Source organism: Mesorhizobium sp. WSM4832 (assembly GCF_055811115.1).
Window position 1 is genome coordinate 19178 of record NZ_JBVVQH010000026.1, and the last position, 25994, is coordinate 45171.

23 protein-coding genes and 2 pseudogenes are annotated in these 25994 nt (G+C 59.0%); 17 read left to right on the plus strand and 8 right to left on the minus strand.

The genetic code is table 11. The annotated features are described in order from the left end of the window. Positions 1-805: 805 nt before the first annotated feature. Positions 806-1165 (minus strand): hypothetical protein, encoded by a 360-nt coding sequence (locus AC0L2L_RS28880; protein WP_473583285.1) that lies wholly within the window; start codon positions 1163-1165, stop codon positions 806-808. Positions 1166-2254: 1089 nt separating this feature from the next. Between AC0L2L_RS28880 and ligD the strand changes: the two genes are divergently transcribed. Next, the gene (gene ligD / locus AC0L2L_RS28885; protein ID WP_473583286.1) at positions 2255-4024 is read left to right on the plus strand and encodes a DNA ligase D; all 1770 of its coding nucleotides are present in this window, start codon (positions 2255-2257) and stop codon (positions 4022-4024) included. A gap of 14 nt (positions 4025-4038) precedes the next feature. On the opposite strand, the gene AC0L2L_RS28890 is transcribed toward ligD, so the two are convergent. Beyond that, the gene (locus AC0L2L_RS28890) at positions 4039-4230 is read right to left on the minus strand and encodes a DUF3606 domain-containing protein (protein ID WP_027170157.1); all 192 of its coding nucleotides are present in this window, start codon (positions 4228-4230) and stop codon (positions 4039-4041) included. 132 nt (positions 4231-4362) lie between these two features. Between AC0L2L_RS28890 and AC0L2L_RS28895 the strand changes: the two genes are divergently transcribed. The 6 genes and pseudogenes from AC0L2L_RS28895 (at position 4363) to AC0L2L_RS28920 (ending at position 8623) form a co-directional block, all read left to right on the plus strand. Next, a complete protein-coding gene (locus tag AC0L2L_RS28895; RefSeq protein ID WP_473583287.1) occupies positions 4363-4656 on the plus strand; it encodes a hypothetical protein in 294 nt (97 codons plus the stop codon). 607 nt (positions 4657-5263) lie between these two features. Continuing rightward, on the plus strand, positions 5264-5587 hold the full coding sequence (locus tag AC0L2L_RS28900; protein ID WP_473583288.1) for a hypothetical protein: 324 nt from the start codon (positions 5264-5266) through the stop codon (positions 5585-5587). Between the two features lie 444 nt (positions 5588-6031). Beyond that, complete coding sequence (locus AC0L2L_RS28905) at positions 6032-7426, plus strand: Do family serine endopeptidase (RefSeq protein ID WP_473583289.1); 1395 nt, start codon at positions 6032-6034, stop codon at positions 7424-7426. Between the two features lie 205 nt (positions 7427-7631). Then, positions 7632-7824 (plus strand): annotated as a pseudogene (locus AC0L2L_RS28910) (glycosyltransferase family 4 protein); the annotation flags it as partial. A 379-nt stretch (positions 7825-8203) separates the two neighbouring features. After that, positions 8204-8407: a hypothetical protein gene (locus AC0L2L_RS28915; protein WP_027170079.1), complete on the plus strand. Its 204-nt coding sequence runs from the start codon at positions 8204-8206 to the stop codon at positions 8405-8407. 12 nt (positions 8408-8419) lie between these two features. After that, positions 8420-8623, plus strand: a complete 204-nt coding sequence (locus tag AC0L2L_RS28920) for a hypothetical protein (protein WP_036260054.1) — start codon at positions 8420-8422, stop codon at positions 8621-8623. Positions 8624-8903: 280 nt separating this feature from the next. On the opposite strand, the gene AC0L2L_RS28925 is transcribed toward AC0L2L_RS28920, so the two are convergent. Then, positions 8904-10850: a hybrid sensor histidine kinase/response regulator gene (locus AC0L2L_RS28925; RefSeq protein WP_473583290.1), complete on the minus strand. Its 1947-nt coding sequence runs from the start codon at positions 10848-10850 to the stop codon at positions 8904-8906. Between the two features lie 261 nt (positions 10851-11111). Here AC0L2L_RS28925 and AC0L2L_RS28930 point away from each other — a divergent pair, with 261 nt between their 5' ends. From AC0L2L_RS28930 to AC0L2L_RS28945, 4 genes are all read left to right on the plus strand, one after another. Continuing rightward, positions 11112-12551: a DUF7125 family protein gene (locus AC0L2L_RS28930; protein WP_027170078.1), complete on the plus strand. Its 1440-nt coding sequence runs from the start codon at positions 11112-11114 to the stop codon at positions 12549-12551. Positions 12552-12571: 20 nt separating this feature from the next. Next, on the plus strand, positions 12572-13600 hold the full coding sequence (locus AC0L2L_RS28935) for a sensor histidine kinase (protein ID WP_245273727.1): 1029 nt from the start codon (positions 12572-12574) through the stop codon (positions 13598-13600). 328 nt (positions 13601-13928) lie between these two features. Then, positions 13929-14129, plus strand: coding sequence for a hypothetical protein (locus tag AC0L2L_RS28940; protein ID WP_473583291.1), 201 nt, complete (start codon positions 13929-13931; stop codon positions 14127-14129). A 1329-nt stretch (positions 14130-15458) separates the two neighbouring features. Further along, on the plus strand, positions 15459-16286 hold the full coding sequence (locus tag AC0L2L_RS28945; protein ID WP_473583292.1) for an SIR2 family NAD-dependent protein deacylase: 828 nt from the start codon (positions 15459-15461) through the stop codon (positions 16284-16286). 461 nt (positions 16287-16747) lie between these two features. Here the strand turns inward: AC0L2L_RS28945 and AC0L2L_RS28950 are convergent, their stop codons facing one another. Further along, complete coding sequence (locus AC0L2L_RS28950) at positions 16748-17281, minus strand: DUF4142 domain-containing protein (protein ID WP_473583346.1); 534 nt, start codon at positions 17279-17281, stop codon at positions 16748-16750. Between the two features lie 459 nt (positions 17282-17740). Here AC0L2L_RS28950 and AC0L2L_RS28955 point away from each other — a divergent pair, with 459 nt between their 5' ends. The 5 genes and pseudogenes from AC0L2L_RS28955 to AC0L2L_RS28975 form a co-directional block, all read left to right on the plus strand. Beyond that, entirely contained in the window at positions 17741-18355 is a 615-nt protein-coding gene (locus tag AC0L2L_RS28955) for a hypothetical protein (protein ID WP_473583293.1), read from the plus strand. Beyond that, positions 18352-18744 (plus strand): phage holin family protein, encoded by a 393-nt coding sequence (locus AC0L2L_RS28960; protein WP_473583294.1) that lies wholly within the window; start codon positions 18352-18354, stop codon positions 18742-18744. The genes AC0L2L_RS28955 and AC0L2L_RS28960 overlap by 4 nt, the downstream gene beginning before the upstream one ends. Then, entirely contained in the window at positions 18741-19580 is an 840-nt protein-coding gene (locus AC0L2L_RS28965; protein ID WP_473583295.1) for a hypothetical protein, read from the plus strand. The genes AC0L2L_RS28960 and AC0L2L_RS28965 overlap by 4 nt, the downstream gene beginning before the upstream one ends. 74 nt (positions 19581-19654) lie before the next feature. Continuing rightward, entirely contained in the window at positions 19655-20164 is a 510-nt protein-coding gene (locus tag AC0L2L_RS28970) for a ferritin-like domain-containing protein (protein ID WP_473583296.1), read from the plus strand. Between the two features lie 242 nt (positions 20165-20406). Then, positions 20407-20508: pseudogene (locus AC0L2L_RS28975) on the plus strand (diguanylate cyclase domain-containing protein); the annotation flags it as partial. Between the two features lie 44 nt (positions 20509-20552). Here AC0L2L_RS28975 and AC0L2L_RS28980 read toward each other — a convergent pair. Both AC0L2L_RS28980 and AC0L2L_RS28985 read right to left on the minus strand, forming a co-directional pair. Beyond that, positions 20553-20927, minus strand: coding sequence for a response regulator (locus AC0L2L_RS28980; protein WP_473583297.1), 375 nt, complete (start codon positions 20925-20927; stop codon positions 20553-20555). Between the two features lie 1084 nt (positions 20928-22011). Further along, entirely contained in the window at positions 22012-22230 is a 219-nt protein-coding gene (locus AC0L2L_RS28985) for a hypothetical protein (protein WP_473583298.1), read from the minus strand. A 705-nt stretch (positions 22231-22935) separates the two neighbouring features. On the opposite strand from AC0L2L_RS28985, the gene AC0L2L_RS28990 reads away from it, so the two are divergent. Continuing rightward, positions 22936-23385, plus strand: coding sequence for a GFA family protein (locus AC0L2L_RS28990; protein WP_473583299.1), 450 nt, complete (start codon positions 22936-22938; stop codon positions 23383-23385). Positions 23386-24601: 1216 nt separating this feature from the next. Here the strand turns inward: AC0L2L_RS28990 and AC0L2L_RS28995 are convergent. Next, complete coding sequence (locus AC0L2L_RS28995; protein ID WP_473583300.1) at positions 24602-24739, minus strand: DUF3606 domain-containing protein; 138 nt, start codon at positions 24737-24739, stop codon at positions 24602-24604. 535 nt (positions 24740-25274) lie between these two features. Further along, a complete protein-coding gene (locus AC0L2L_RS29000; RefSeq protein ID WP_473583301.1) occupies positions 25275-25433 on the minus strand; it encodes a hypothetical protein in 159 nt (52 codons plus the stop codon). Between the last annotated feature and the right edge of the window lie 561 nt (positions 25434-25994).

Consider the following 25994-nt stretch of genomic DNA (forward strand, 5'->3'; position numbering starts at 1 on the left):
TCATCACGCTCGCACCCGCGATGGCGCCTCTCATCCACATTTGTTTATGTTTGTTTAACCAGCCCGAGTTCGAGCCACATAGACCTAAAGGTCCAGGATTTCGCGTCAGACCGGCAACGAAGTGGCCGGCGCTAAATCTAGCGCGGGTCGCGCGTCACGACCCCGCCGTGGCCAAGGCGGGGCCGATGGTCATCACTCGTTTCTGCGTCACCGAATGCCGAGGAAGCCAAGTATGGCGAGGATGATGACGATTGCTCCTACGAGCCAGATGATGTTGTTCATGTCGTCTCTCCTGTGAGTAGAAGACGCCTGGCCACCTTCGGCGGAGACCGCGTTTTATCTTGACGGCGACACGTTCGCCTTGGGTCAACGGGAGCAAGTTGCTTTAAGTTCCGGGGATGGGCCCGCGGTCCCGCGAGGCTTGGACCGAAGTCTTAGTGCCAGCCTCTCTTACCATTGGCCTAAGCAGGGCTTTCAAAGGTTTTATTGTCTTTGGGACAGCCATCCCGCGGCGCCCTCAGGCGCTCGGAAAAGCGGCCAGGCTACTGCCGCCTCAGCGCCTTATTGGAAACTAGCGTCGCAGCAAACCTGGCGAGAGCTTCGTTGTCACGCCGACCTTGGGCCATTTTTCACGCAGTCCTGATTACTGCGAAATAGGATGCGCTTGAACTTGTTCCCGGCCCCTCGCGATTTGTCTCGCCCGCTGCCGGCCGACACGACTGGTGAACAGGCCCACACGATCCGCTTCCGACGGCTGGTGGAAATCCAGTGCGAGCGGCGAGGGATTTGGCGGGACGAGTAGGAGCTAGTGAAGCGTGGGCTTAACAGGTTTGCCATTGGACGACCGCTCGATGTCGTCAAGGCCTTCCTGGAGTTCCAACGCAAGCCGGAAGATAGGATCAGGAACCAAAATCAAGTCATTCAAGCGCTGTGCGACTTGCGTCTCTGCGGCCGCTTGTGAATTAGGCGATTGCAACAACAGTTGCGACAGACGCTGGCGCTGCAACACGTGGATCTCTTCCAACAAACGCAGGAACTTCAACGCATCCGCCGTGGGCAGATGTCGGGCTCTCAATCGGGCTAACCGGCCACGCTGCAGTGCGACCTGCAGTTCGCCACTCTGGACATGACGTTGCGCCATGCTGATGTGATCACCGAGCACCATTGTCCATAACGCTGAAAATGGCACGTGGTTCCTTCGTCGTCGCCTGGGAAAAACCCTGCGGTCTGGCGCGACGGGGATAGGATGCCAGACAGATGGCCCGAGGGAAGCTTCTGGGAGTCTATTGAGGTGCAGCCGGTTGCCTCGGATCGCGCGCTGGAACATTCGAAAGCCTCAAAAAAGAGGGATCGCGAGGGCAGCATCCCACTCGATCATCCCTCATGCCGATGAAGCCTAAGCCAAAGCGAAGAACCTTCAAGCGTTCGAATCTCCGAGCGCTTGGGCGACGAAGCCCCGGGAAGCTAGAACAGCTCGTCAGAACCGAACGCACATCCTCGGGAGAGACAAATGTCTGCGGACCGAAGCTTGATAAAGCATCTGCAGCTATCAGTCCGCTTGCCGCCTCGGTTGCACTATTCTGCTGTCGACCCTTTCGGGCAAACGGGGATGCGTCGGTCCGGTGGCAGCGGTATCACCATCCTGCCTTGCGAACCGGCCATAGCGGTTTTGCGCCGGCGAAGAACACGACTGCGATCACGCATATCACCAGAAGGGCGGCGAAAGGTTTGCGATGATTTCGCCGATCTGCATCAGGTACTCCGCGCACAAAGCAACCCCCGCCGCATCGCAGATAGCGGTGGGTGTCTGTCTGCAAAAAACTGGCGATGAAAGGACACATGATTGCCAGTGGGGATTCAATGCAATCGCGGCGTGTTCGTTCGTTTCGGCCTTGGGACTGATGCGCAGCCAGATCGGACTCCGGTCGGAGTTGCTAAGGGGGAAGCAAATCGCACATTCTTCCGCTGCGTCGGCCGAATACCCCAAGTAGCCCAACAGCCGACGCCGCGTAGCGCCGGCTCGCTAAAAGCAAGAGCCGAATGCTACTCCGCCACCAAGACAAACCGGGCGCCCCCATGCACCCGCAGTGGTCCGCCCTTGTAAGGTGTCGCCTCCACTCGCTGCTCCTCTGCGTTTTCCCCTAGCGTAAGGAGGCTATGAAGCCCCGTGGTCTATCATATTCGATTTTCCTAAAGTTCTCGGAACCGTTTCCCTCTGCATGGTTTGAGTCCCGGTTTAGGGAGTCTTGAGTGCATGCGTAAAATGGACGGCCAACTCGCCTTCATCGAGTTCCAATCGCCCACATTAGTCGACAAGGCTCCCGTGGACGCCGATTGGCTGCACGAAATCAAATACGACGGCTACAGGACCCAGCTGGTGGTTGAGGGTGGAAAGGCGCGAGCATTCACACGGCGGGGCTACGACTGGTCACACCGGTATAAACGGATTGTTCAGGCGGCGGCGAACTTGCCGGTGAAATCAGCCATTCTCGATGGCGAAACCGTCGTCCTCGGCAAGAGTGGTCTGCCGGACTATCAAGCCCTTGAGCGGGAGCTAGGGAATCCGAACTCGCACAAGCTCATGTTCTTCGCGTTCGACCTTCTGCACCTCAACGGCCGCGATCTTCGACAGCAGCCGCTAATTAAGCGGAAAACCGCCCTACAGAACCTGCTGAAGGACACCGCACCCACGCTGACCTATGCCGAGCATCTGGAGGTAAGAGGCAAAGATGTGATCGACCATGCCTGCCGGATGGGCCTGGAGGGCATCGTCTCCAAGCGGGCGGATTCGCCTTACCGCTCCGGCGTCCAGACCAGCTGGCTCAAGGTCAAATGCATCAAGAGCGACACGTTTCCCATTGTCGCCTTCGTCGAAAAGCTCGGCGCACAACCCCGCCGTATCGCCTCGCTGTACATCGGCAGGCGGGAAGACGACCGGCTGCTCTATGCCGGGAAGGCGCAAAGCGGCTACACGCTGGACGCGGCGCGACGCGTCAGGGAGCGGCTTGACCCGCTGATCATCGCCAAGTCACCGCTGTCGGACCCGATCAAGAAGCCCAAGGCGACATGGGTTAAGCCAGAGATCGTGGCCGAGGTGCAGTTTAGTGGTGTGACGGACCGCGGCATCTTGCGTGAGGCGGTGTTCAAGGGATTGCGCGAGGATCTTCAAGCGATACCGGCCAAACCTCCGTCGCCCTCAAAGCGGCAGTCGGAAGCCCAACACGGCGTCCCTCGCGAGAACATCTTGCAGCTTTTGCCCGACGCTGTCGCGCCTTCCAAGGAAGAGCTGGCGAGCTACTGGCGGCGGGTCGCCGATCAGGCTCTCATCCATCTAGGTCGACGGCCTCTAAAGCTGGTCCGCCATGCCTTCGGCGCCACCTTCTATCACAAGGGACCATTGCCTCCGATACCGGCTTCTGTGCACCAGCTACGGGTTCAGAAGCGGGAGGGCGGCGAAGGTGTTCGGGTATGGATAGATGATCTCGATGGTCTGCTTGGCTTGCTCGATATGGATGCCGTCGAGCTTCATCCATGGAACGCAACTATTGACGATATCGAACACGCCGACCGCCTCATACTCGACCTAGACCCGGGCGACGGCATTGCATGGGGCGAGGTGGTCGAGGCCGCCTTGTCGCTACGCGGGATTTTGGAAGCGGCTGGGTTGGAGAGTTGGCCGAAGGTCACTGGCGGCAAAGGCATCCACCTGATGGCGCCGCTCGCCTCCAAGCTCACCCATGACAGAGCACGTCAACTGGCCAGATCGCTTGCGCAATGCCTCGTTGATGTCGATCCTGATCGATACCTGCTATCGGCTGACCCGGCGGCCCGAAAGGGCCGTGTCTTCCTTGACTACCTGCGCAACGGGCGAGGCAACACCGCCGTCGGGGCTTTTTCCCCCCGAGCGCGTCGCGGCTTTCCTATTGCCCGTCCAGTCACCTGGAAGCAGGTCGAGGCAGGCATCCGCCCGGACGTTTTCACGCTCGCGCACCCGTTCAAAGCTGTTCGTCGAAAAGCGGCGTAGGGCGTTCGAAGCCATCAGCCGGTATCCGCCCGCTTTCTTGCCTCGCGTTCGAGTGTCTTCCGATCGTTGCCGTGTTCTCTGATTAGCTCGCGAACCTGCTCTGGCGTGATACGATGCTGCTTCGCGAAATAGCGAACCTCATGATCCTCATCGGCTGACACACGGTCGCGATCTCGAGAACCACGCTTGCTCTTGTCGTCTGCCATTAGGATTTCTCCTGATCAGAGAGAACAACGCCCGACCTTGTATGTTCCCTGGCCCCTCCATTCACCCGGTCAAGGAGATCCGCTTGGAGCGCAATCCTTGGTGGGAACTCGGGCGTATCTCGGCTGGCTTTCATGTTTGCAGTGGTCGGGCTTTTGGTTTGCATAACATCTCCGAGTGTGATTGGTTTTTTCACCGTTGCATTGAAGTTAGGTCGCATGCCGATTTATCAAAAAGCCAAGGAAGCTGGTGTCTTTGATGCTTCCGAGGTCGCCTTGTTGGGGCGCGTCTTCGAGAAGTTGAAAATCGACGGCCAATCGCCTGAGCGACATGAAGCGCTCGCGTCTCGCGTCATAGCAAACTATCAGGCGGGGATTACAGACGAGGAAGAGCTGGTGTCTGCTTCCAAACTACCGCTGGGGCGCTGAGTCCACATCAGTTGGCTCGATGATTCTGCCTTTGGTCCCATTCCGCAGGGCTACGCGAGGGAGCCAGTGTGGTTGCGATCTGCCAAAATCAGCAAAAGGCTGTCGTTGGTGATGACACGCTTTCTGGCTGGCCGGAGGCTAGCAGAGTGTCATACCGCCTCGCGGGCAGTTCGCGCTTTCGTTCCTGCGTGATGTACTAACGAGCCGATCAGCAGACGGAGCTGTCGCAGGTCGCGGTCTCAAGCGTCTTGGCTGCTGAGCACGTCCACGCCGCGGCTTTTTATCCGAACCAGCTGTGCACCAGACCTATCTGCGACCGTGCTGACCCTCGCAGATTGCTCGGGTTAAAGGGGTTAGTTGGATTGGCTGAGACGGGTACCTGTCCCAAGACCTGCGTTGATGCCGTTTCGACCGCAGCGCCAATCCCGCTTGTGCCGCCCATCGTTGTGCCCAGCCCGGCTGTCACTATCAGAGATCCGGCGCGACAGAAATGTCCGGTGCTGGCGCGGACACTCTTCAGCAAATCCGTGGTCGGTTCCCGTTCGGAACAATGGGAACCGCTGCAGGGTTATCCGTCATGGCACTTCCAAAAGAAGGATGAGTACTCATGAAAAGACTAGTGTTGATTTTGGTGGCCACGTGCTCGGTGCTCGCCGGGCCGGCACTTGCAGCCTGTCCCAGCAATTCGGCTGGCACTGACCAGACCCGAACTGCCGGAATATCGAAGGATGGCACTCGCGCGCCGCTTCAGCCTCCGGCTCCGCAGGTCGACAAGAAGGCAGCTCAGAAGGACGGAAGCACCATGCCTCTGGCTTCCCAGGCAGGAGCTGGCAACAAGAATCTGGCGACCTCACAGCAGGACGTTGAAGCACAACAGCAAGGCGGCAAGACAGCCGCGGCCCAAGCTGATGAGAACTGCAAGACGAAATAGCTCGCATGTAGCTGCCTGGGCGCCTAAAGCGCGTCGCGCTGAACCGGTTTCAGGCGACGCCCTTTAGGTCGTCCTTGTTTGACGCATGTCGCCGTCCCAGAACCGCTGCACACGTCTGGGCGAAATTCATTGGCCTCGCTCACCATCAGGGCTGGCGGGCGGCCGCCGTAGCTTCCTCGTCAGTCTGATCGCGCATGGCCTCAAATAACGACAGCGCCAATTCCAGGTTGTCTGGATAGATCGCTAGAACCCAAGCCGCTGTGCCACCTGAAATTTTGGAGAGTTTCGACCAAATTTCAATGGCGCCAACAAGGCCGCATCCTCACGGTTCAGCCCAGCATCAACATTTTTTCGAACCGGTGAAACAATCCGCGTGAATGTCAGTTCTGGCGTCTGAACAAAGGCGCGCAGCAGCGCCAGGGCAGTCGGGCAGGAGAGCCAATCATGTCTTACATTTCCAGGAAGCGGCTGTGCATTGGCCTCCTCGCAGGAGTTTTGACGCTCTCGGCCGGCGGCTTTGCTCCGGTTTCAGCACAGGAAATCCCAAACGACTTCAGCGCTATCGTCCGCCAAAAGCTGCCGGCGGTGGTCGCCATCACGACCAGACAGATCATTCAGGACCAAACGGGCGTAAACGACTTTCTCGATCCCTTCGGCAGCCACGGACCGGTGCAGCCGCAGGTGCGAGAAGCGCTGGGCTCCGGTTTCGTCATCAGGCCCGACGGCTATATCGTCACCAACAACCATGTCGTCGCTGGCGCCACCGAGATTCACGTCGTGTTCTCCGACAAGGCGACGGCACCGGCTCGGCTTATTGGCCGGGACCAAGCAACCGACATCGCGGTCTTGAAAGTGGATCCCCGGCCCAGCATGACGACCACTGGCTGGGGTGACTCTGACGCAATGCAGCCGGGTGCCTGGACCATCGCGATCGGCAGTCCTTTCGGGCTCGGGGGAACCGTTACCGTCGGTGTTCTTTCCGCCCGCTCGCGCGACATTCAGGCCGGTCCTTACGACGATTTCCTGCAGACAGACGCTTCGATCAACAGAGGCAACTCCGGTGGCCCCCTGTTTAATGCGCGTGGCGAGGTGATCGGGGTCAACACCGCCATCGTCTCGCCGTCGGGCGGCAGCATAGGGATCGGCTTCGCCGTGCCCTCCCGCACTGCTCGCAGTATCGTCGATCAACTGATCAGCACTGGCCGGATCGAGCGTGGTTATATCGGAGTGCGGCTTCAGGAGGTCACGCCCTCGATCGCCGAGGCGCTCGGAATAGCCGGCACCAAGGGAGCGCTGGTTGCCTCGGTCGAGGCCGGCAGCCCGGCCCAGAAGGCGGGGATCCAGCCCGGTGACGTCATCACCCGGTACAACGGCAAGGACATTCAGGGGGTCCATGACCTGACGTTGGCGGCAGCGAACCAAAAGCCGGGATCAACAGCGACGCTGACCACGAGCCGAGGCGGCACGCAACAGGATTTGTCCCTCACCGTCGGTCAACGCAAGGACGAGGAGGTACAGACCGGTGCCGTTCCGAGCCAAGGGCCGGGGGACCAGCGCCTCGGACTGGCACTCAGCCCCATCCCGGACGAAGCGCGCCAGCAACTCGGTCTCCAGCCGGGTACCACCGGCGTGTTTGTCCAGGAGGTCGCGCCCAACAGTCTTGCCGCTGAGAGCGGTCTCAAGCCCGGCGATGTGATCGTCTCGGCAAATAACCTGACAGTTACCCAGCCTTCTGACGTCCGAGACGAGTGGGCGAAATCCCGTCGGCAGAACAAGCCGATCCTGTTCCGCATCGAGCGCCAGGGACAATCGCTTTTCGTGGCTGTCTCATCCTCTTGAGCGGCTGCGGCTGGCAATCCTGTTTTGCTGGGGTGTTACGACACAGGTGTATCTCCATCCTCGTGCCGGCGGCATCGCCACGGAGCGATTGTTCCCGGAACAAATTAGCGATCAGAAGGTTGGCGGTGACGACATGAAGGTGAAGGAGGATTGTGACGTCGCCGGTTGGCTTGAGGGCTGATTTTCGCTTTCAGGTGTCCCGCAGATGAAGGTAGCCCAGATCCCACCTCTGATTGAGTCGGTACCGCCAGGTTTTATGGTGAGACCCCCCAGCGTATAGTTTCCTATCTGACCGAAGAGCTGGTTCGACAGGATCAGAGGTGACGTTGTTTGCCAGCGGCGATTCAAGCACTTCGGCCGAACTGGTGCCGTGCTGCGATATTGCACTATGCCTGAACCTGAACGCCGAGAGCCGTATCCTTTCCACGTGACGACGCTGCACCTTATGTTTTATGGCTGGCCCCTTGCACTCGGGGTCTCTTGCCGCGCTCGATTGGAGCGCGCCATCCTGGGCAGAAGGTCGACGGGATGATCGTGTAATTTCCTCCAGATCGATGTAATGACGACCAACCCACACCTCGCCGCACGGAAGGTCTCTCCTGATTCCGCCGATCGAGATAACCCACGCAGGTCCGCTAGCGCCGCTTCTGCCGCGGCGACGTAGACTTCGAGCCGTGGGTCGGGCGCAAAGGTCCATGCATTCCTTCTCCCAGTCGGAACCAAAGCAGAAAATGACGGTTTGCTAATGGAAGGGACGACAATCGAGGATGCCGAGGAATGGTTGAACTTCTAAACTTGGAAATGGCGGTCGCCAGACAACGCGCCAAGCGAGCCGAAACCTCGCTCGAGCAGGCAGAAACCATGCTCAACGAAAATCACGGGCTTGCCATCAGCCTTGCGCTGTGTAGCCGGATACGAGCCGGGCAAGCGCGAGCGAAAGCTGCCAAACGGCGGATGCTGAAGATCGTCTCGACGCGTTAGGGGTTTGCCGCCATGACAATGCTGTTCGAGCCACTGAACTCTGACGGACACCTGCGCAGCCTGCTTTACCATGACGCCCGGCTGCAGATGCTTCATGATCGCGTGCTGAAGCGCTTCGACAAGGTCGAGAAAGCGGCCGATAAGGTTCAAGCGGCCGCGGAACTATTCGCTGAAGCTGCCCGACCCGCCGGCAGCACTCAAATGCTCGGCCTGTGAAGCCAGCTGGCATCACTCGTCACGACCTTGTGGCCCGACTGGCCAGCGTTCCCGCTCATGCATGGCTGCCGCCATCCGGGCGCGACCTGCTGTGCGAGGAAGGCGGCTCCCCAAAGCAGTCATTTCGGAGCATGCTGAGCCGATTGAGTGGCAACGCACGTGGCCGCAACTCGCGGACGACCGAAGGAAGCTCATTGAAGCCCCTGCTTGTACTCACCGCCGCCGTGCTGCTCGGCGGCTCTCGCAGCGCTGCTGCAACGTCATGCAGCGCCGTCGGGGATCAAGTCTGTTGCGAGGCGGCCGGTTCCTGAACAGCGCTGGTTGAAGAGGCTATCGCACTTGCCAACTCGTATTCTGTGAATGGCTTGTTGAGAATCTTCATCTCTCGAGCGCCCGGCAGTTCAGCGTAGCCTGTCGCGATTATGACGGGAACATTCGGCCACTTCTCCTTAATCGCATCGAACAGCTGTAGGCCCGTCATCTTCGGCATTGCATGGTCGGTAATGACGAGGTCGAATGGCTGTTCCTGCATCAGGTCAAGCGCTGCGGCCGCCGAATGCGCCTCTGCAACGGAATGCCCGAGTTCCTCGAGCATCGCAGCGGTGTTCAAGAGCACCAGCGCATCGTCATCCACCGCCAGAATATGCAGGGAAGTCGGCTCGACAGGCTCGTGACCGAGGACGACCTGCTCGCGCTCGAGCCCCAATGCCATTGTCGACACCGGTAGCCATAGTTCCGCAGTCGTCCCCGCTTCCTTGCGGCTCTTGAGGACAAGGCGTCCGCCTATCTGTTCCATCATGCCATGGACCATCGACAGACCAAGCCCTGTTCCCTTGCCTATGCCTTTTGTGGTGAAAAACGGCTCTGTCGCACGAGCTAGCGTTTCTTCGTCCATTCCCTCGCCGCTGTCGGCTATTGAAAGGCACACATAGTGGCCTGGCACCAAGCCAGCTTCGTGGCTTTGGCTGACGTGTTCTTCCCAAGCGGAGATCAAAATCGTCCCGCCCTGAGGCATCGCGTCCCTTGCGTTGACGCACAGATTAAGCAATGCCAATTCAATCTGGCTCTCATCTGCCATCACTTGGTCGAGCGAAAGCGGAAACTTGGTCTCTATGAGAGCCCGAGAACCAAGCGATTGCTCCAACAACTCCTGCATTCCCATTACCAGGCCGACTAGATCGATAGGTTTCGGATCGAGTTGCTGGCGCCGGGCAAAAGCCAGCATGCGCTGGGTCAACGACGCGCCCCGTTGAGCGCCGAGCACGGCATTATCGAGGAGGCGCAACATCTGGGGATCGTCAGGCAGCCGTTTGCGAAGCAACTCGAGACTGCCCAGGACGGCCATAAGCAGATTGTTGAAGTCATGCGCGACGCCGCCCGTCAGCTTGCCGACCGCGTCCATCTTCTGCGAGTGAACAAGCGCCTCGCGCGCCTGATCCAACGATTCTTGAGCTTTCTTACGCTCGGTGATGTCGCGCGTGATCTTGGCAAAGCCCAGGAGCGTGCCGTCCTCGTCGCGAATTGCGTCAATCACTACGTGCGACCAGAAGCGAGTGCCGTCCTTGCGTACGCGCCAACCCTCCCGTTCGACTCGCCCTTCGCGAGCGGCCGTTTCCAGCGCCGTTTGCGGGCTACCTTGGCCGCGATCTTCCGGGGTATAGAACTGCGAAAAGTGGTGGCCGATTATTTCGTCTGCCGAATAACCCTTGATGCGCTCAGCGCCGGAATTCCAGCTCGCTACTACTCCTTCAGGGTCAAGCATATAGATCGCATAGTCCGTCACGCCTTGAACGAGACGTTGAAACTGCTCCTGGCTTTTGCGGAGCTCCTCCTCGGCCTTCTTCCGCTCGGTAAGATCGCGGGTAACTTTGGCAAAACCGGTCAAATGGCCCTCAGGGCCGCGGATCGGATCAATGACTACATGAGCCCAGAACCGCGTCCCATCGCGGCGGACCTGCCAACCTTCGCTCTCAAACTTGCCATCGCGTGCTGATATTTCCAGAGCACGCGCAGGCAGACCAATAACCCGATCATCATCCGTATAAAAGCGTGAAAAATGTTGTCCGATGATCTCGCTGGAGGAATAGCCTTTGAACCGCTCGGCGCCTGCGTTCCAGCTTGTCACGATGCCCCCCGGATCCAGCATGTAGATCGCGTAGTCGGTGACCGCTTCGACGAGGATTCGATAACGATCCACGTCGTCCGTATCGATGGTACTTTGAACCATTCCCCCGTCCGACAGGTTGGAGTAGCTAAATGAAATGACCTTACGGGCCTTTGGTTCCAGAAAGGCTTAAGAGCTGTAATCGCGCGGGCTTCGTAACTCGTGCTCTCACACCTGCCCAGGCTCACACGTGCGGATTTCGAGCGGATTGCTTGTCTCGCCCAAGCGTTGCGGTTACAGAAGCAACTTGAAGCCTTTGTCAACAGCCTCTCCGCTGTCCGTCATCTTGGACAGGGGTCCCCATCTCTTGGATACGACACATCCATGGCAGAACGAAAGAAGCAGCCCCTTGTAAGTTCCGGTATCGCGGGCCTGGATGAAATCCTTCGCGGCGGACTGCCCGCTTCAAACTTTTATATCGTCCAAGGCGACCCCGGGGCTGGCAAAACAACCACGGCTTTGCAGTTTCTTCGCGCCGGGGTGGCTGCCGGAGAACGCTGCATCTATGTCAGTCTTTCGCAAACCGCTTCCGAGCTCCAAGCGATCGCGACTTCACATGGCTGGACCCTCGACGGAATTCGTGTCGAAGAACTCTCGGCTTCCGACACCCTGAGCGGAACGGCTGATCAGAGCATTTTCCAGACCGCCGATCTTCGATTGGATGAGACGCGCAAGGCGATCGAACAGGCCATCGAAGAACACAAACCAAACCGGCTCGTTTACGACTCCCTTCTTGAAATCCGGCTGATCACCGGCGACACACCGAGGTTTCGGCGCGAACTGATTGGCTTCAAGGCATTCCTTGCCAAGAGAGGCATTGTCGCGATGCTTCTCGATACTCAAACCAGCGGCGGCGATCACAACGGAGAAGAGATCGAGGGTATTGCCCATGGCGTGATCCGCCTTGATAAGTCTCTTGAGGACTATGGCGCCGTGCGGCGGCGTATCGAAGTCAGCAAAATGCGGGGCGTGCCCTATGCCGACGGCTACCATGACATGGCCATTCGGGAGGGCGAAGGCGTGGTCGTGTTTCCGAGAATCGTCCCGGGCCTGGTCGCCGAAGTTGCCAAACCGCAACTGATCAAATCCGGGGTCGACGCCCTCGACGAGATGTTCGGCGGAGGTCAGGAATCAGGAACGATAACGCTCGTTATTGGCCAGTCCGGGACTGGCAAGTCAACGATGTCGTCGCTTTACGCCACCGCTGCTCTTCAGCGAGGCGAGAGCGTTGCCCTTTTCCTATTCGAGGAGCGGCTGGAGACGTTCTTTCGCCGGTCCGAGGGCTTGGGAATGGACCTGCGGCAGTTCTACAAGGACGGTCAACTTGTGATCCACGATTTCAGCCCGAACGAGGTCTCGCCGGGCGAATTCGGGCAGATCGTGCAGCAAGTGGTGAGCCGAAACAACACGCGCGTTGTGGTCATTGACAGTTTCACCGGCTATCTCAATTCGCTTCCCCACCGCGAAAAAGCGGTGCTCGACATTCAGTCCCTGTTGAAGCATCTCGCGCGTGCGGACGTGCTGACCATGCTCATCGTCGCACAACATGGATTGCTCGGGCAGAATGTCGGGATCGATGTCGACGTTAGCTTTCTCGGCGACACCGTGCTTCTCCTTCGCATGGCCGAACATGAAGGCCGGCTGAGACGCAACATAACGGTCGTCAAGAAGCGTCACGGCCCGCACGACCTCGATGTTCGGGAGCTGTTCATTGCAAGCACCGGCGTTTCGGTCGTTGCCTATAATCCGCTGCCAGAGTCGTGAGTGACGCCGGGCATAACGGCTTGGGAACACTCGATTGGGTGCTCATTTTGGCGCCGTACCGCAAGGATGCCTCTTATACGGCTTCCCTGCTGCAAGAGCGCGGTGTTCGGGCCAAAGCTGCTAACCACGCAGATCTGGAAGACCTGCTTGCCGAATCTCCGGGAGTGCTTGTCGTCACCCACGAAGCGCTCGATGCAGCGGCGGTCGCCGCAGTAGGTAGATTCCTTCAACAGCAGCCGAACTGGTCGGAAATTCCCATCGTCGTCCTGCTTGACCGACGCGCATCACAATCGCGCATCCAGACAGCCCTGAGTGCTGCCTGGCCACGTTCACGCCAGATTTTCTATCAACGTCCTGTGGCGACACTGGAACTGATAAGCGGCATCCAGTCCGCACTCCTCACCAGAGCTCGCCAGCGTGACGTGCGAGATCACCTTGAACGGGAGGCGGAGCTGCGTCATGAGCTCAATCATCGGGTCAAAAACATCCTGGCGACCGTCGTGTCGATCTTTGATATGACGCGTCGCAGCGCAACCTCGGCAGATGGCCTTGCAGAAGACTTCAAGGGACGATTGAAAGCCCTGTCGAATGTTCATTCCGCAGTCTTTGCTGCGGGCGGCGAGACAGTGCCTCTACTGGACGTTGCGAACTCGATTCTCGCGCCCTACAACTCCGCAGGACGAAGCGGCATCACCATTGAAGGTCCAGACATACTGCTTTCGCGCGAGGCCGGCACAACCCTCGCCCTGTGCCTTCACGAGCTTGCGACGAATGCCATCAAATATGGCAGTTTGTCTCAGGCGGAAGGTACGCTTCATTTGGACTGGAAGATCGCGTCGAACTCGGAACGAACGCTCACGCTAAGTTGGACGGAATCGGGGGGGCCGCCGGTCGTCGAGCCTTCCCGCGTAGGGTACGGCACACGGTATGTGCGCGCCGCGTTGACCAGCCTGTTTGGAGAGGCCCCTGATCTTGTCTTCGCGCAGGACGGCCTGCGTTTCTCGATCAGCGGTCTACTTTCCCGTCTCGCTCCTGGATTTACAGAGTAGCCGCAACAACACGGCAGCGTGCCGCATCGGCTTCAATCGGTTTTGCCAGTGGCGGTTTCGTATGTCGGAACGTCGGTGGGACGGTGGCGGTCGCTTAGATTGTGGCGCGGAGAGCGAAAAAGAAGCGCTTGGCGTTTGTTGATCACGGACGATCAGCGGACGTTCTTCTAGTAAGATAGGTTCTTTAGCGACACTTCCCACGACCGCGGTGATTGCACAGGATGCGACGCGGCCGCTCGCCAGCTTCTGCCGCTCCGATGGATCGCAATCACTGATGAAACCTTCTGGTTGGTCGATAGTTAATCCTGCTGGCGGAGGATTTTCACCTATGACGAGAGTGCGAGAGAGTGGCGGCAACAGGCCTGCCAGGAAGCCCCGCAGTCGACCGCTGAAGGGTGAGGACGCCGAGGTTAAGCACGTCGTTGAAACCCATGATGTTTCGGAGAACCAGGCAAGAGAGCTAGTGCGGCGTCATGGCAGCGACTGGCGCAAGATCGACGAGGTCGCCAAGTCCTTCAAGGATAAGTGAAGTGCCGGACGAGTCGAGTTCCGCCCGGGACGCTCAACCACCTTACTGGCTGACCTGTTTGTCTTACAGTGCGGGCTCTTCCTGGCCACTACACCCCCTCACTTATGACTGGGCCCTCCGGCCTCGACCACGTAGAGTTCTAGATAAGGCCGGTCGACGCAAACGCCGGTCTGGATAGCCTAGGTCACGAATGCCTTCCTCGCTGCTTCGGTCGACCCACGGCCATCATAGGCTGGGCAGCAAGCTCGCTGGCAGGGCTATGCAGGCTACCGCGCCTTTCGAACGGCCATTCCTTCAGGAATTCGATCGCGTCCATGGCGCAGCGTATTTTCCTCACGCCGAATGGCGCGTCATCGACGACAACGGGCTCTGGGAATGCATCGGTATTGCGCTATGTCCTGCTTTGGATGCAGCCAGTGATGGAGTAATGCCGCCTTCTCGATCGCAAATTTCGATGTTGCCGGAATAGGCCGATTGGGACCCGGGCTTGGAAAACCCTTGGGCTCATCGTTCGTCCGTTTTATCCGCCGCTCAGCGGCAGTGCCGCCTAAGCGTTGCGCGAAGCCGAGCATGTAGACCGAAATATTGGAAGCATGCCCTTCAACGTCAGAGGCGGCTAGTGGACGCTGAGAACGGGTGCAGCACATGCTGGCCGGCCGCCACCTGCGGCTGTTGATTGGGCGCCTATACGAGAGTACGCGGATTTCCTAACTCACCGCCCCGTCCTCGCCTTTGACGGACTCTCCTGCGTGGCAATGCTGTGCCCGTGGCTTAAAGGGCAGGCACAGGAGAACGGCAGAGGGTTGGATGGCGCAACAGATAGTCCGGCTGAAATCGAACCAAGTGACATATGTCTGGCGAGAACCTTGGACGTCCTCAATCGTTCGCCATTGTACCCTTTGCTTGCCACCGCGATTAGTCAGAATCATAGCTGCGTCTAAATAGTACATACACGCACCATACCGCCAGGGCGGCGTCTGCGGCCGGCTCACAAAACGGGTTCGACGACATTCACCGGCGGCCTATCGCAGGAACAAAGGTGAGCCCTCCCGGTTGGGGAACTCTCATGACCGGAGCAAAGGAGACGTGAGGCAGGCTGCTAGCGAAGTCGTGAATAACCAAGCTGCCGAAGCGGTCACATTCGATAGTTTTTCATGGCGTGATTCGAATCATCTTCGCACTGGGAAAGGATGGCGTGTCGATCTCTTGCGCGCGACAGCCCGTGACGATCATATCGGCGGAGCTTTCCCGAAGTCCTCTCGTAGGTAGCCGTTCCCACTGGCCAGAGCACGGGAACTGGGGCGTTTGTGTGCTTGGGTTCCTTGGCTGATGAACAGCGATCCTCTCATTCCGCTCGCGAACGCCATCCGAGAGCGCAATGCCGTGCTTTTCGTCGGGGCTGGCGTTTCAATGAGCGTGGGGCTCCCCTCGTGGGAGAAGCTGATTCAGCGAATGGCGAGCGAACTAGGCCTGGCAGGGGACCTCGTAAACCAGCGAGGGCGTTTCCAGACCTTGGCCGAGTACTATCGTATCAAACATGGCAGCATCGGGCCGCTGCGCAGTTGGATGGACAGACACTGGACGATAACGCGAGATAAGATCCGAAAATCCGAATTGCACCGTCTGATCGTCGCGCTGGATTTTCCTGTGGTCTACACTACCAACTACGATCGAAACCTGGAGGTCGCTTTTGAGATACACGGTCGAGAGTACGTGAAAGTAGCAAATGCTCGAGACGTTTCGAAGGCTCGCCGGGACGTTGCCTGTATCGTGAAGTTCCATGGCGATTTCGATGACGATTCCTCTCTCGTTCTGACAGAAACGGATTATCTTGATAGACTGTCATTCGACTCGCCACTCGATGTTCGGTTTCGCTCAGACGCATTGGGCAGCACGGTTCTGTTCGTCGGCTACAGCCTCTCGGATCTGAACATCAGACTGCTGCTGCATCGGCTCTGGCAGACGTGGAATCGATCAGGTTACGAGGCGGACCGGCCCCCGTCGTTCATTTTTATGGCGAGACGTGACCCTGTCGAAGAGGCAGTTCTGGGTCGCTGGGGAATCACGGTTTTGGCCGGCGACGATGAGGATCCCGAAAACGACCTCGTAAGCTTTCTCACTCGGTTGGCCTCTCTTGTCAGCGGCCAAACCGGCTAATATTGCCGGGTGATCGCGGATCCAAGCGGTCGACGAAATGGCTGCTGGCGACGTGGAGGAGTCGCTGACCGTCTGCGTCCAAGACGCGGCCAGCAGCCCGGCCTATTCTGCAACTCTCTCAGTCTCGCCGTCGCTTGCCTGGAACGGGCAGCAGGAATCAGGCGGCCAGCACCGATCCTTAAGCTGTAGGAACATCAGAGCTCGCTTACGGTTGTTGGAGAAGTTCTGCACACCGGGAGTCGTGGCCGTGCTGGCATTGGCGTTAGTTTATTTTTCAGGGCTGACTGGCCATGACATCTTAGGCGCGATTGTGTCCTTTGGGGCGGGGCTACTTCTCTACAATGTCTTGCGTGAGGACTGGCCAGGCCGATAAGCGGGGTCCGCCCGTGCAGGCAGGCTTCGCGGCAATCGGCAACCCAAGCCCCTACCCGAATTTTTCCCATCGCCATGCCCAAGCAGGCTTATTTGTTAAGCCCGTTCGCCATGTCCAGGTGGTGCTGCAGATGCGGAAGAGTCGCCGCCGCCCAGGCCTTCAAGTCGGCCTGTTCGCCACCCTCGCTGTAGCGCTTGAAGAGATCGACTGCATTCTTGTGGGCATCGACCTGATCGGAATGGTACTGCTTGATAAAGTCGTTGCCCTGCAATGCCTTCAAATCGTTCAGGATCGACTGCTGCTTGTCGGTCATGGCGGTCGGAAGCGTGGCCTTTACCTTTCCGCTCGTCACGAAGCCTTTCAAATCGGCTGTGGTCTTCTCGTGGTCGGCGACCATCTGCTTGGCAAAGGCCTTCGTCGCATCGTCGGACCGTTCAAGCGCCAGCTTGCTGGACTCGATCTCGAACATGTCGCCGGTGGCTGCTTCGGTGACGAAGTCCGGCGTCGATGGCGCAACGCCGAGAACCGAATTCACGCCGGTTTTTTCCGTGGTCGAGGTAGATTGGGCAAAGGCCGGCGATGCAAGCACAACCGTGGCGATCACTAGGGCAAATTTTTTCATTGACTTGTCTCCTTGTGGTTTCCCAACCGAAGCCGTCCCTGTTTGTTCCCGGTCTCGAGTCGAATCCGTGCGCCTGGTGGGCATTCCTCGGCGCGACGTTGGCTCAGACGGGTCATGATCTATACGAAACCGAGACGAGCCACCCTTGGCAGCTGCAGTCCACCTCTGCGGAATCCTTCCTGATGCTGGCGTCGGCACTGTTCCCACATCGTCGATGAGCCGATATCGCCGTCCCTATCGGGATAATTGCGGGCGCCGGAGCTTGCCTCTTTGAGCGCGCTGCCCAAGGGCAAATGAGAACTCGCTAAAAAGCTGCTCGTACAAGGGAACATAGGCGCCGGCGCGACGTTCGGACTCGCATCGAGGAGGTTACGCCATGAACAGTGTCATCTATCTCATCGGTCTGATCGTCGTTGTGCTCGCGGTGCTTTCCTTTCTCGGTTTTCACTAGGAGGCAGCATGCAGCGCGAGAACGATCGGGGCCGCGAGCCCACCGACTTTGCCAAGCCAAAGGACGAGGTTTCTGACCGGATCCAGCAAGAAACCCAAAGCGCCGGCCAAGCGCTCCACGATACCCGCGACGAGGTCGCCCGCAGGGCCGGAGGGTATGCGGCCGAAGCCGAGCAGGCCGTCGCCGAAAAGGCTGAGCAGACGCAGCGCGATATCGGATCGAGCCTGTCCGCGCTCGGCGGCGCCCTGCGCGCCGCGAGCGATCACTTGGCCGACAGCGACCAGAGGGCGGCCTCGAAATTCATGGAGGAGGCTGCTAGCGGGCTGGAACGGCTGTCCTCTTCGTTGAAGGAGAAGCCATTCGGACAGGTGCTTGAAGACATTCAGTCCTTTGGCCGCCAGAATCCTGGAGCGCTTCTTGCCGGTTCGGTTCTGGCGGGATTGGCGCTTGGCCGCTTCATAAAGGCGTCGCCACCCGGCACGCGCCGCCCCACGCAGGACGCTGCCACGCGCGAAGATTCGCGCCAAACCGGCATGGGAGTGAGCGCGCGTCGGGATAAAGCTCCAACCAACTGGGGCTCCGACGGCGGCATACCGGGGAAGGCAGCGGAGCTGAAGAAATGAGTACTCAAGATAATCCAAGCCTTGGCACACTGGTCGCCGATCTGGCGCAGCAGGTGAGCACGCTCGTGCAAACGGAGGCGAGGCTCTTAAGAGCGGAGATCTCGGAGAACGCGACCAAGGCTGGCGCGGGCGCCGTTGAAGTGCTCGGCGGCGCGATATGCCTACTCGCAGCGCTGCTGGTTTTGTTGCAGGCGCTCGTCATCGCCCTGGCGCGCCTTGGTCTGGGCGCCGGGTGGTCCGCTTTACTCGTCGGAGTGGTCGTTGCCATGCTGGGCGTGATTCTGTTGCGGACCGGCATGGCGAGCATGGCGCCTTCCGAGCTCGCGCCGGACCGCACACAAGAACAGCTCAAGCGTGACGTGAACGTGATCAAGGAACAAGCGAGATGACCGAGAAATCCGCAACCGAGCTCGAACGCAAGGCCGAAGCCACGCGCGCCAGGGTGTTGGCGACCGCCGACTCCATTCGCGACAAGATGACCCCGGGGCAGCTCTTTGACGAGTTCACGGGGCTTTTCAGAGGCGGCGTGGGCTCCGACATGCTTCACAACCTGAAGGCCCAGGTGCGGGACAATCCCCTGCCGCTGACGGTGATCGGCACGGGCCTGGCCTGGTTGATGTTGGGCAGCGGCGCTTCCGCTAGCCCTGTTGGTACCGATGGTGTGACGCGGCGCGGTCCTGGCCTCGATCATGGAGCATTCGGCGTTGGAATGGGTTCCTCGGATGCGGCCAGCGGAGCGGCCGGGACTGTGTCGGGAATGGCAAGCGAAGCAGCCGCGACGGTGTCGAACACGGCAAGCAGCGCGGCCGACACACTGGCGAGCTCGGCGGCAGCTGCCGCCAATACGGCGACGAGCGCCAGCCGGTCGGCGCATAGTCTGCTCCAAGACCAGCCTCTCGCCGCAGCCGCTATCGGCCTCGCCGTCGGAGCCGCGATCGGCGCCATGTTGCCCCACACTGAGGTGGAGGATGAGCGATTGGGCGGCTATCGCGAGAGACTTAGCGACAGTGCCGAAGACACTTTGAAAGAAGGCCTCGACACTGCAAAGCAAGTCGCTGTCGAAGCCTACCAGACGGCAACCGACGAAGCCGCACGGCAGGCGCCGAGCGAGGGCACCCTGGCTGACAAAGTCAGCGGCGTCGTCAAAGCCGCGGCCGACAAGACCGACGAATCGGTGCGCGAGAAGCTCTCCGATTCCGACCCGTGGTCGTCCCGGAAATCGTAGTCGCTTTTCAACCCGTCAGGGAACAATGCGCGCCGCCCTTGGTTCGGGCGACGTCAGACCAATGAGAGATTAAAATGGCTGAATCGCGCGAATGGCTTATCCAATGGTTGAGGGACGCTCACGCAATGGAGGAACAGGCCGAGACGATGCTATCGGGCCAATTGAGCCGGATAGATAATTACCCGGAACTCCGCGAGCGAATTCGCAGCCATCTGGAAGAAACGAAAGAGCAGGGCAGGCGGCTGAAGACCTGCCTGGATGGCCTAGGTGAAGGATCGTCCATGCTGAAGGACGCAGGCGGCAAGCTGATCGCTACGGCGCAGTCGATCAGCGGCGTGTTCGCCGGCGACGAGGTCATGAAAGGCTCTTTGGCGAGCTACACGTTCGAGCATATGGAAATCGCTTCCTACACGATCCTCATCGTTGCCGCCAATGCCGCCGGCGAGGCCGAGATTGCCCGCGCGTGCGAACAGAACCTGCGCGAAGAGCAGGCCATGGCCGAGTGGCTGAAGAGCAATCTGCCGCAGGTCGCCCAGACATTCCTGAAGCGGGCGGATGCCGACAGCGACAGGGCTAAGCGCTGACGTGGCGATTACCGGCGCGGTTCACCGTTTCACGCGCGCGGCGAACCGCATTATTTTCACGCAAGTTAAGACGAAAACTGCTCACTGCTTTCCTCGAATTGCTCCAGCGAGCGGCCGTCTGCTTTGATCCCGGCACCGAAGCTGCGGGTGCAAAAGCGGGAAGGAGGTGAAGGTGTTCGGGTATGGCTAGAGGATCTCGACGGTCTGCTTGGCTTGGTCGAGAAGGATGACCGGAGTCTGGTGTCGCCAGCGTCATCCAGGAAAACGTCGGGCGAGATCGCGATCAAGTTGCCCGCTACGGCGGCGAAGAGTTCTGGGTGCTCCTGCCTGCGGTGAATGCGGACGAGATAAGACGCAGTCCTCAAGGCTGGCATAGGACGGGCTTTGCTCAATCAGAAAGCTGTTCCACCCCTTGTTGATTGAGGAGAGTTGCCAGCCCGGTAATGATCTGTGGCATCACGAACGGCTTGGTTATCATGAGGCTATTTGGCACCCCGAGTGAGGGCCAGTCCTCCGCACCATCGCCGCTCATGTAAATGACCGGCAAAGTGGGATTGGCACCCCTCAAGTGCCGGGCCACGTCCCACCCGGTTGGGCCGTCTCCAAGCCTGATGTCCGTCAACAGAGCCGCAATGCGCGCCGGGTCGCGATCAAAGGCCGCAATGGCTTCGACGCCACTATAAAAGGCGATCACCTCGAACTCGGCCTCGCGCAGGGAGTTTTCGATGTCTAAAAGGAGGATGCTCTCATCCTCCACGATCATGACAGAGCCCGACGGCATCGGAAGCCTACTTCGTAAAGTGAGTTCCCCGACCGCGGAACGGTCGCAGGCTCCGAATGTTCCGAACCGTATAACATTTGTTAACAGGGCAGCAGCATCTCCTTCTCCTCGGCCGTAGCCGCGAACAGCAGCCTAAAGGGGTCGGTCAGCATTTTGCCATCCAGCGCAGACAGACGTGCCTCGGCCGCCAGCCGCCACTTGAGGCCACGTGGGCCACTTCAGGAGCTCCGCTGCTGCGGCGTCAACACCGGTGACGCCGAGGCGAGTCCCGGCGGTCGGTCTTCACATAAAACCGGAGAGTTGAACCAATGGTGGGGCATTACGCTTCTCGAACCTCAAAGGCGATGAACAGCCCCCACTTGGTGGCCACATCAACAATTATTTCGACCAGCTGGCAGTCAGTCTCACGAAGATGAGGGCCGCGTTCGCGCACCATTGTAATGGTCGCCTTCACGGAAATTATCTCACCGGCTTGACAGCCCTTGATGGCTTCATAAACCAGCTCATTAGCGGGTTACTCAGGCCGTGGAGGCGGCTGAATATCCATCCCTTCCTCCCAAAGAGACAGAACTTCACATCACATTCTTTGGTGCACTCTGTTGGAAAAGCAAGAGCCGGAATCATACAAAGCTGGAGGTTGAATGAGCCCGCCCTTTCATGTCGAGAACGTTCAGAGGTCCACCAGATCGTATGCATACGCTCTGTCGAGCGCTCCTGCCGGTCGACCCCATGCGTCGGCAGGCTTCCCGGTGGCCATCTCGAGGACCGTCCAGGTCCCGTCAGGGTCTTGCCTTAGATCGAAGCGCTGTTGGTCCATAGAGAATTACTGTGGTCTGCTCGGCGGCGCGCACCTGCTCCCGCCGTTCAAGCTCTTCCAGCAGCTGAACGTGGTTCGGTGGCAGAACTGGGTCTACCTTCAGGTACTCGTGGTGCTGTAAACGTTTTCGATTGCTTCCGAACGGATCAGCTCTCGGAAGGCTCGACTTGATTCATGAGCCATAAGGATCCCTAACCCTCGCGCGACAACCTGCGAAGGACGAAAGGGTTCCCTTAATGGGTCCGAACGTTAGGGCGCGGCCGTCCTTAGCGCGACGGTGCGAAGCAGTTCCTCGCCGCGCAGCCCGCTTTGGTAATACGTGATCACGACTTCGGCCACTGCCTCGGCTTTATCGCTTTGGCGGACGATCCCGTATTGGGCGCAGATTTGATCGAAGACGTTCTGGAGAGCCGATAGCTCATCAGGTTGAAACACTCCGCCATTCCCGGCGATGCGCACTATTGGCATTGACCCATAACCCCAAGGTTTGAGAACCACTGCCCCTCGAATTTTCGATAGGAATTTCGTCTGTTCGGAGTCAACTAAAAAATCGATCCATCGGCCTCAGGGTCGGTGGATGACAAGGCGCGGATTGCGGAGCCGTTGGAGTCCAACGCAATCATTTCCGAGATCGCCCGTTGGGTGGTCTTAGGTCGCAGCAGGCTGCTTCGGTGCAGCATGACGATCCCAATTGATCACGATCCTCGGACAAGTTGCCGAACGTCTGCCATATTTGGGGCAGAGGCTGGGGCATTCGGGAGAACTCCAGTGCCATCACTCACTCTAGCAGTCGACATTGCAGACACGATAGCAGCGGCAAAAAAGCGGCAATCGTCGTTTGACGTAAAGTCTAAGGCAGAGGAACTGGCGAAGGCTCACCCCAGCGCCGAGGTCAGCGTCGGCGACGTCACGGATGTTCTACAAGCCGAGAGTTTAGCCGCTGGCATCGTAGCGAAATCAAAGCCGGGCCATTAGAGGGCCGACTGCACCGCTTCTGGTTATTTTAAGACTTCCTTGCCTGCGTGCGCGCCCCATTCAGAGTCGATCAGTGGTTCATTCGGAGGCTGAATCAGACTCTGTTTGAGAATGAAAGTCTCGGTTGGAAACGACGCATAAGCCGTCCGTAGCTTCGCGACTGGGTTTATACCTTGGTAGCCTGACCGGAGGAGACAAATGTCCGACCAATCTCGAATAGAGCCTGGTTCGTGCTTCTGCGGAAAGATCGCGCTGGAAGCGCGAGGCGAGCCTTTCTGGATCAATTATGATCATGATGATGATTGCCGCAAAGCGATTGGAAGCCCGCTAACTGTCTGGATTGGCTATCGATTAGACCAAATTGTGTTCACCCGAGGGACACCCAAGACGTTCAGTAAAACACCAGGCGTCACGCGCACATTCTGCCAGGATTGCGGTTCGTCGATCAGCTATTCTGATGAGGGTCTGCTCGACGAATGCTGGCTTACCATTGGTTTTATGGACCATCCTGAACGGTTTGAACCCCAAGTCCACGCATTCTGGTCGATGAAGCTGCCGTGGATGCAATTTGCCGACAATTTACCGCGTGTTGACCGCTATAGCCGTGAGCGAGACCTGAAGATAGGTTTTCCGGACCAGCGGAGATAACCGCCCAGATCTGACGAGCCACTTCGCAGCCAACGCGGCCATCAATGACACATCTAACGCCAGTGTTGCCCCAGGGTTACAGCGCGGCGTCGGGGTTTAGTCCTACAAGGTCTTTGCGGAGGGTTGCCTGGACACGGCGGACCATCTGGAAACCAGGGGCGCAGACAGGGCCCGTCGACTTCAGTCGGCGGGCTTTTTTCCGCTGATCCGGCGGGTGGTTCTTCGGGCTGCGGAAAATTGAGAGCATCTCCTGGGGGTACCTTTGTCGCAATCTACCATGCGAGAAGATGGGTGCTGTTGCCCCCACCCCAAGGCGCGCGACGTGAGTGGATCGCTTGAACCTTCCTAGTTTGGCGATTGCAAACGGCGACGACCTCCTCATAAGTGCGGCGGTCCTCGCCCATGCGCTAAAGCTCACAACGAAAACGACGTCGCCCGTGCCAAAGAGCTTGTCGTGGACATCTCGCAATTAATACAGCGCCGCAAATTTCAAACTGAAACATGGAAACGGGTGATGCTTAACAACCAACGATGGCACTGGCCAATTTGCAGCGTTTGAGGACCAACCGGGGGGTACCCATGAAGAAGATTGACGAGAAACTGTACTTGTTCGCAAGGCAAAGCTTTCGGCCATCGTCGCGGGGCCATTGCGTAGCCAACAACGATCTCTGGATTTAGGAGCCCCTCGTCCATGTCGACGGGCTTTTTTGTCGGAACAACGTGGGCACGAGGCAGTTCGGGGGGAGCGGCTTCCTGCTTTCCCTCCCAAGACGCCGCAATCGGAGTGCCGGTGCTCTGAAACAGGCCCGCCTGAGCCCGGGCGGGCCTGTTTCGTCTCAATCGTCCTGCTGTAGCGGGTCGTGCATTGCCACATCACCTGGCCCAGGTCCGCTTTCTCGACCATGTGCCCGCACACTTGGCACCGATAGGTTGGCTTTTCGGACAGCGCGCCGGCCCCGGGTGCGGCTTGCCGATGAAGGGCGGCCCGAGATCGGAGAGCTTCGTCACCGGCTCGAGAGTGCCTTGGCGCCTGTTTGGCACCGGCGACGGCCACGACTGGGCGCTGATTGGCGCCGGCGTGTTCGAAGCCGGCGCAGCAGCCCGGCGAGGATGATGCCGAAGACGGCTTGAGGTTGCACTGGAATCTGATCAATGTGATCTTCTGTCACGAGTGCCACGGCGCCAGCCGCGAGGATCGTAACCTGCAGTGCATCAATCACGCCTCGGTATCGCGATGGACGAGCGTCGGCGGCGCGGTGAAGGGAGTCTGGGCGAAATACTCCAGCTCGTACTCCTCATCCGTCGACACCCGGTCACGGTCGCGGAAGTGGCGCTTGCTCCTGTCATCTGCCATTTCATTCCTCCTGGCTTGTAGGTCCGCAACGCACGGCCGACCTCTTTGTTTCAGCGCGGAAACCGGCGCGGGGAAAAGAGCGGTTAATATCAACAGGCCTCACTCGAGGACAAACTTCCGACCGATGGCAAGCTTTGTCAGCCATCTTCCTTCTGAGGCAATCCGTCGGTCAGGTCGTAAAAGTCTGATTTCGAGCCGACAAAGATGTGCTGCCTAAGACCAAGACCGGTCGGCGGGTAGGGTGTCAGCCGCGACAAAGGTCTCAACGCTTGGCGCGGCTCTCCAGAACAGATTGCCGTCGCAGCGGGAGCAGAAACCACGCTGCTCGTTTTGATATGACTGGTACCATCTCAAGGTCTCCTTGGCCTGCATCTTCAGATCTCCCGTCTTGCAGGCCGCCATCGCAGCAAAATTGCCGCTGGTCCGCGCACACTCGAGCAGTGACAGGCAATCGGCTGGGCCAGTTCGCCGGTTACTTCGGAACGAACGCCCCCACAGCGACAACATCCTGATGCCCCATGGTCGGAGAGCTTGGTCATGTCGGCCTATCCACGAGTGGTGTCTTGCGTCGGTGGCGCACCAGCCGAACGACATCGGCGTTTACGGTTACCGGGGCGCCTGGGTTGATCGTCACCTTGCTCTCACCGACGCGGCTGACATCGCCTCTAAGCTCGATCTCCTGGCCGTGCGTCATTATTGACGTCCGATCGACGATAGAGTGCGGCTGGCCGTATGACGGGATCGACACGCTCACCCGGTCCTCTGTGACCCGCCTGCGCACTTTCGCTGTGACGGCGACCTCGTCGCCAATGTTGATGCTGGCCCTTTGCGAAGCGGATTTAACCCCGAACAGCCGAGTTGGTTCTCAAGCAATTGCTAATGGAACAATCGACCAACCAATCGGTTTAGGTCGCGCGGCACGGTTGCTCGGCATCTCTCACCGGCCGCTATCGGAGTTCGCTCCATTTGCTCCGAGAGACAGGCCTGCCTGGTTAAGGCCCCCGGGCGGGCCTGTTCCGTTTCGGTCGTTCAACTCGGGGCGGAAGTCCGATAGCCCGCCGCAGATGTGCCACCATCACCGCAGGGGGCTAAGATGGCCGTCGCCTTCTCGTGCCGGTCGACCGGCATGGTGGGTTGCGCCTTCCAGGTTTTCGGCAATTCAATGTGAGGGTAGTGATCCCCGAGAGCGTACTGGAAAACACCCGTGGTAACCGTTGATTCAACCTTTGATGGTAAATATAACGGGAAGGTGGCG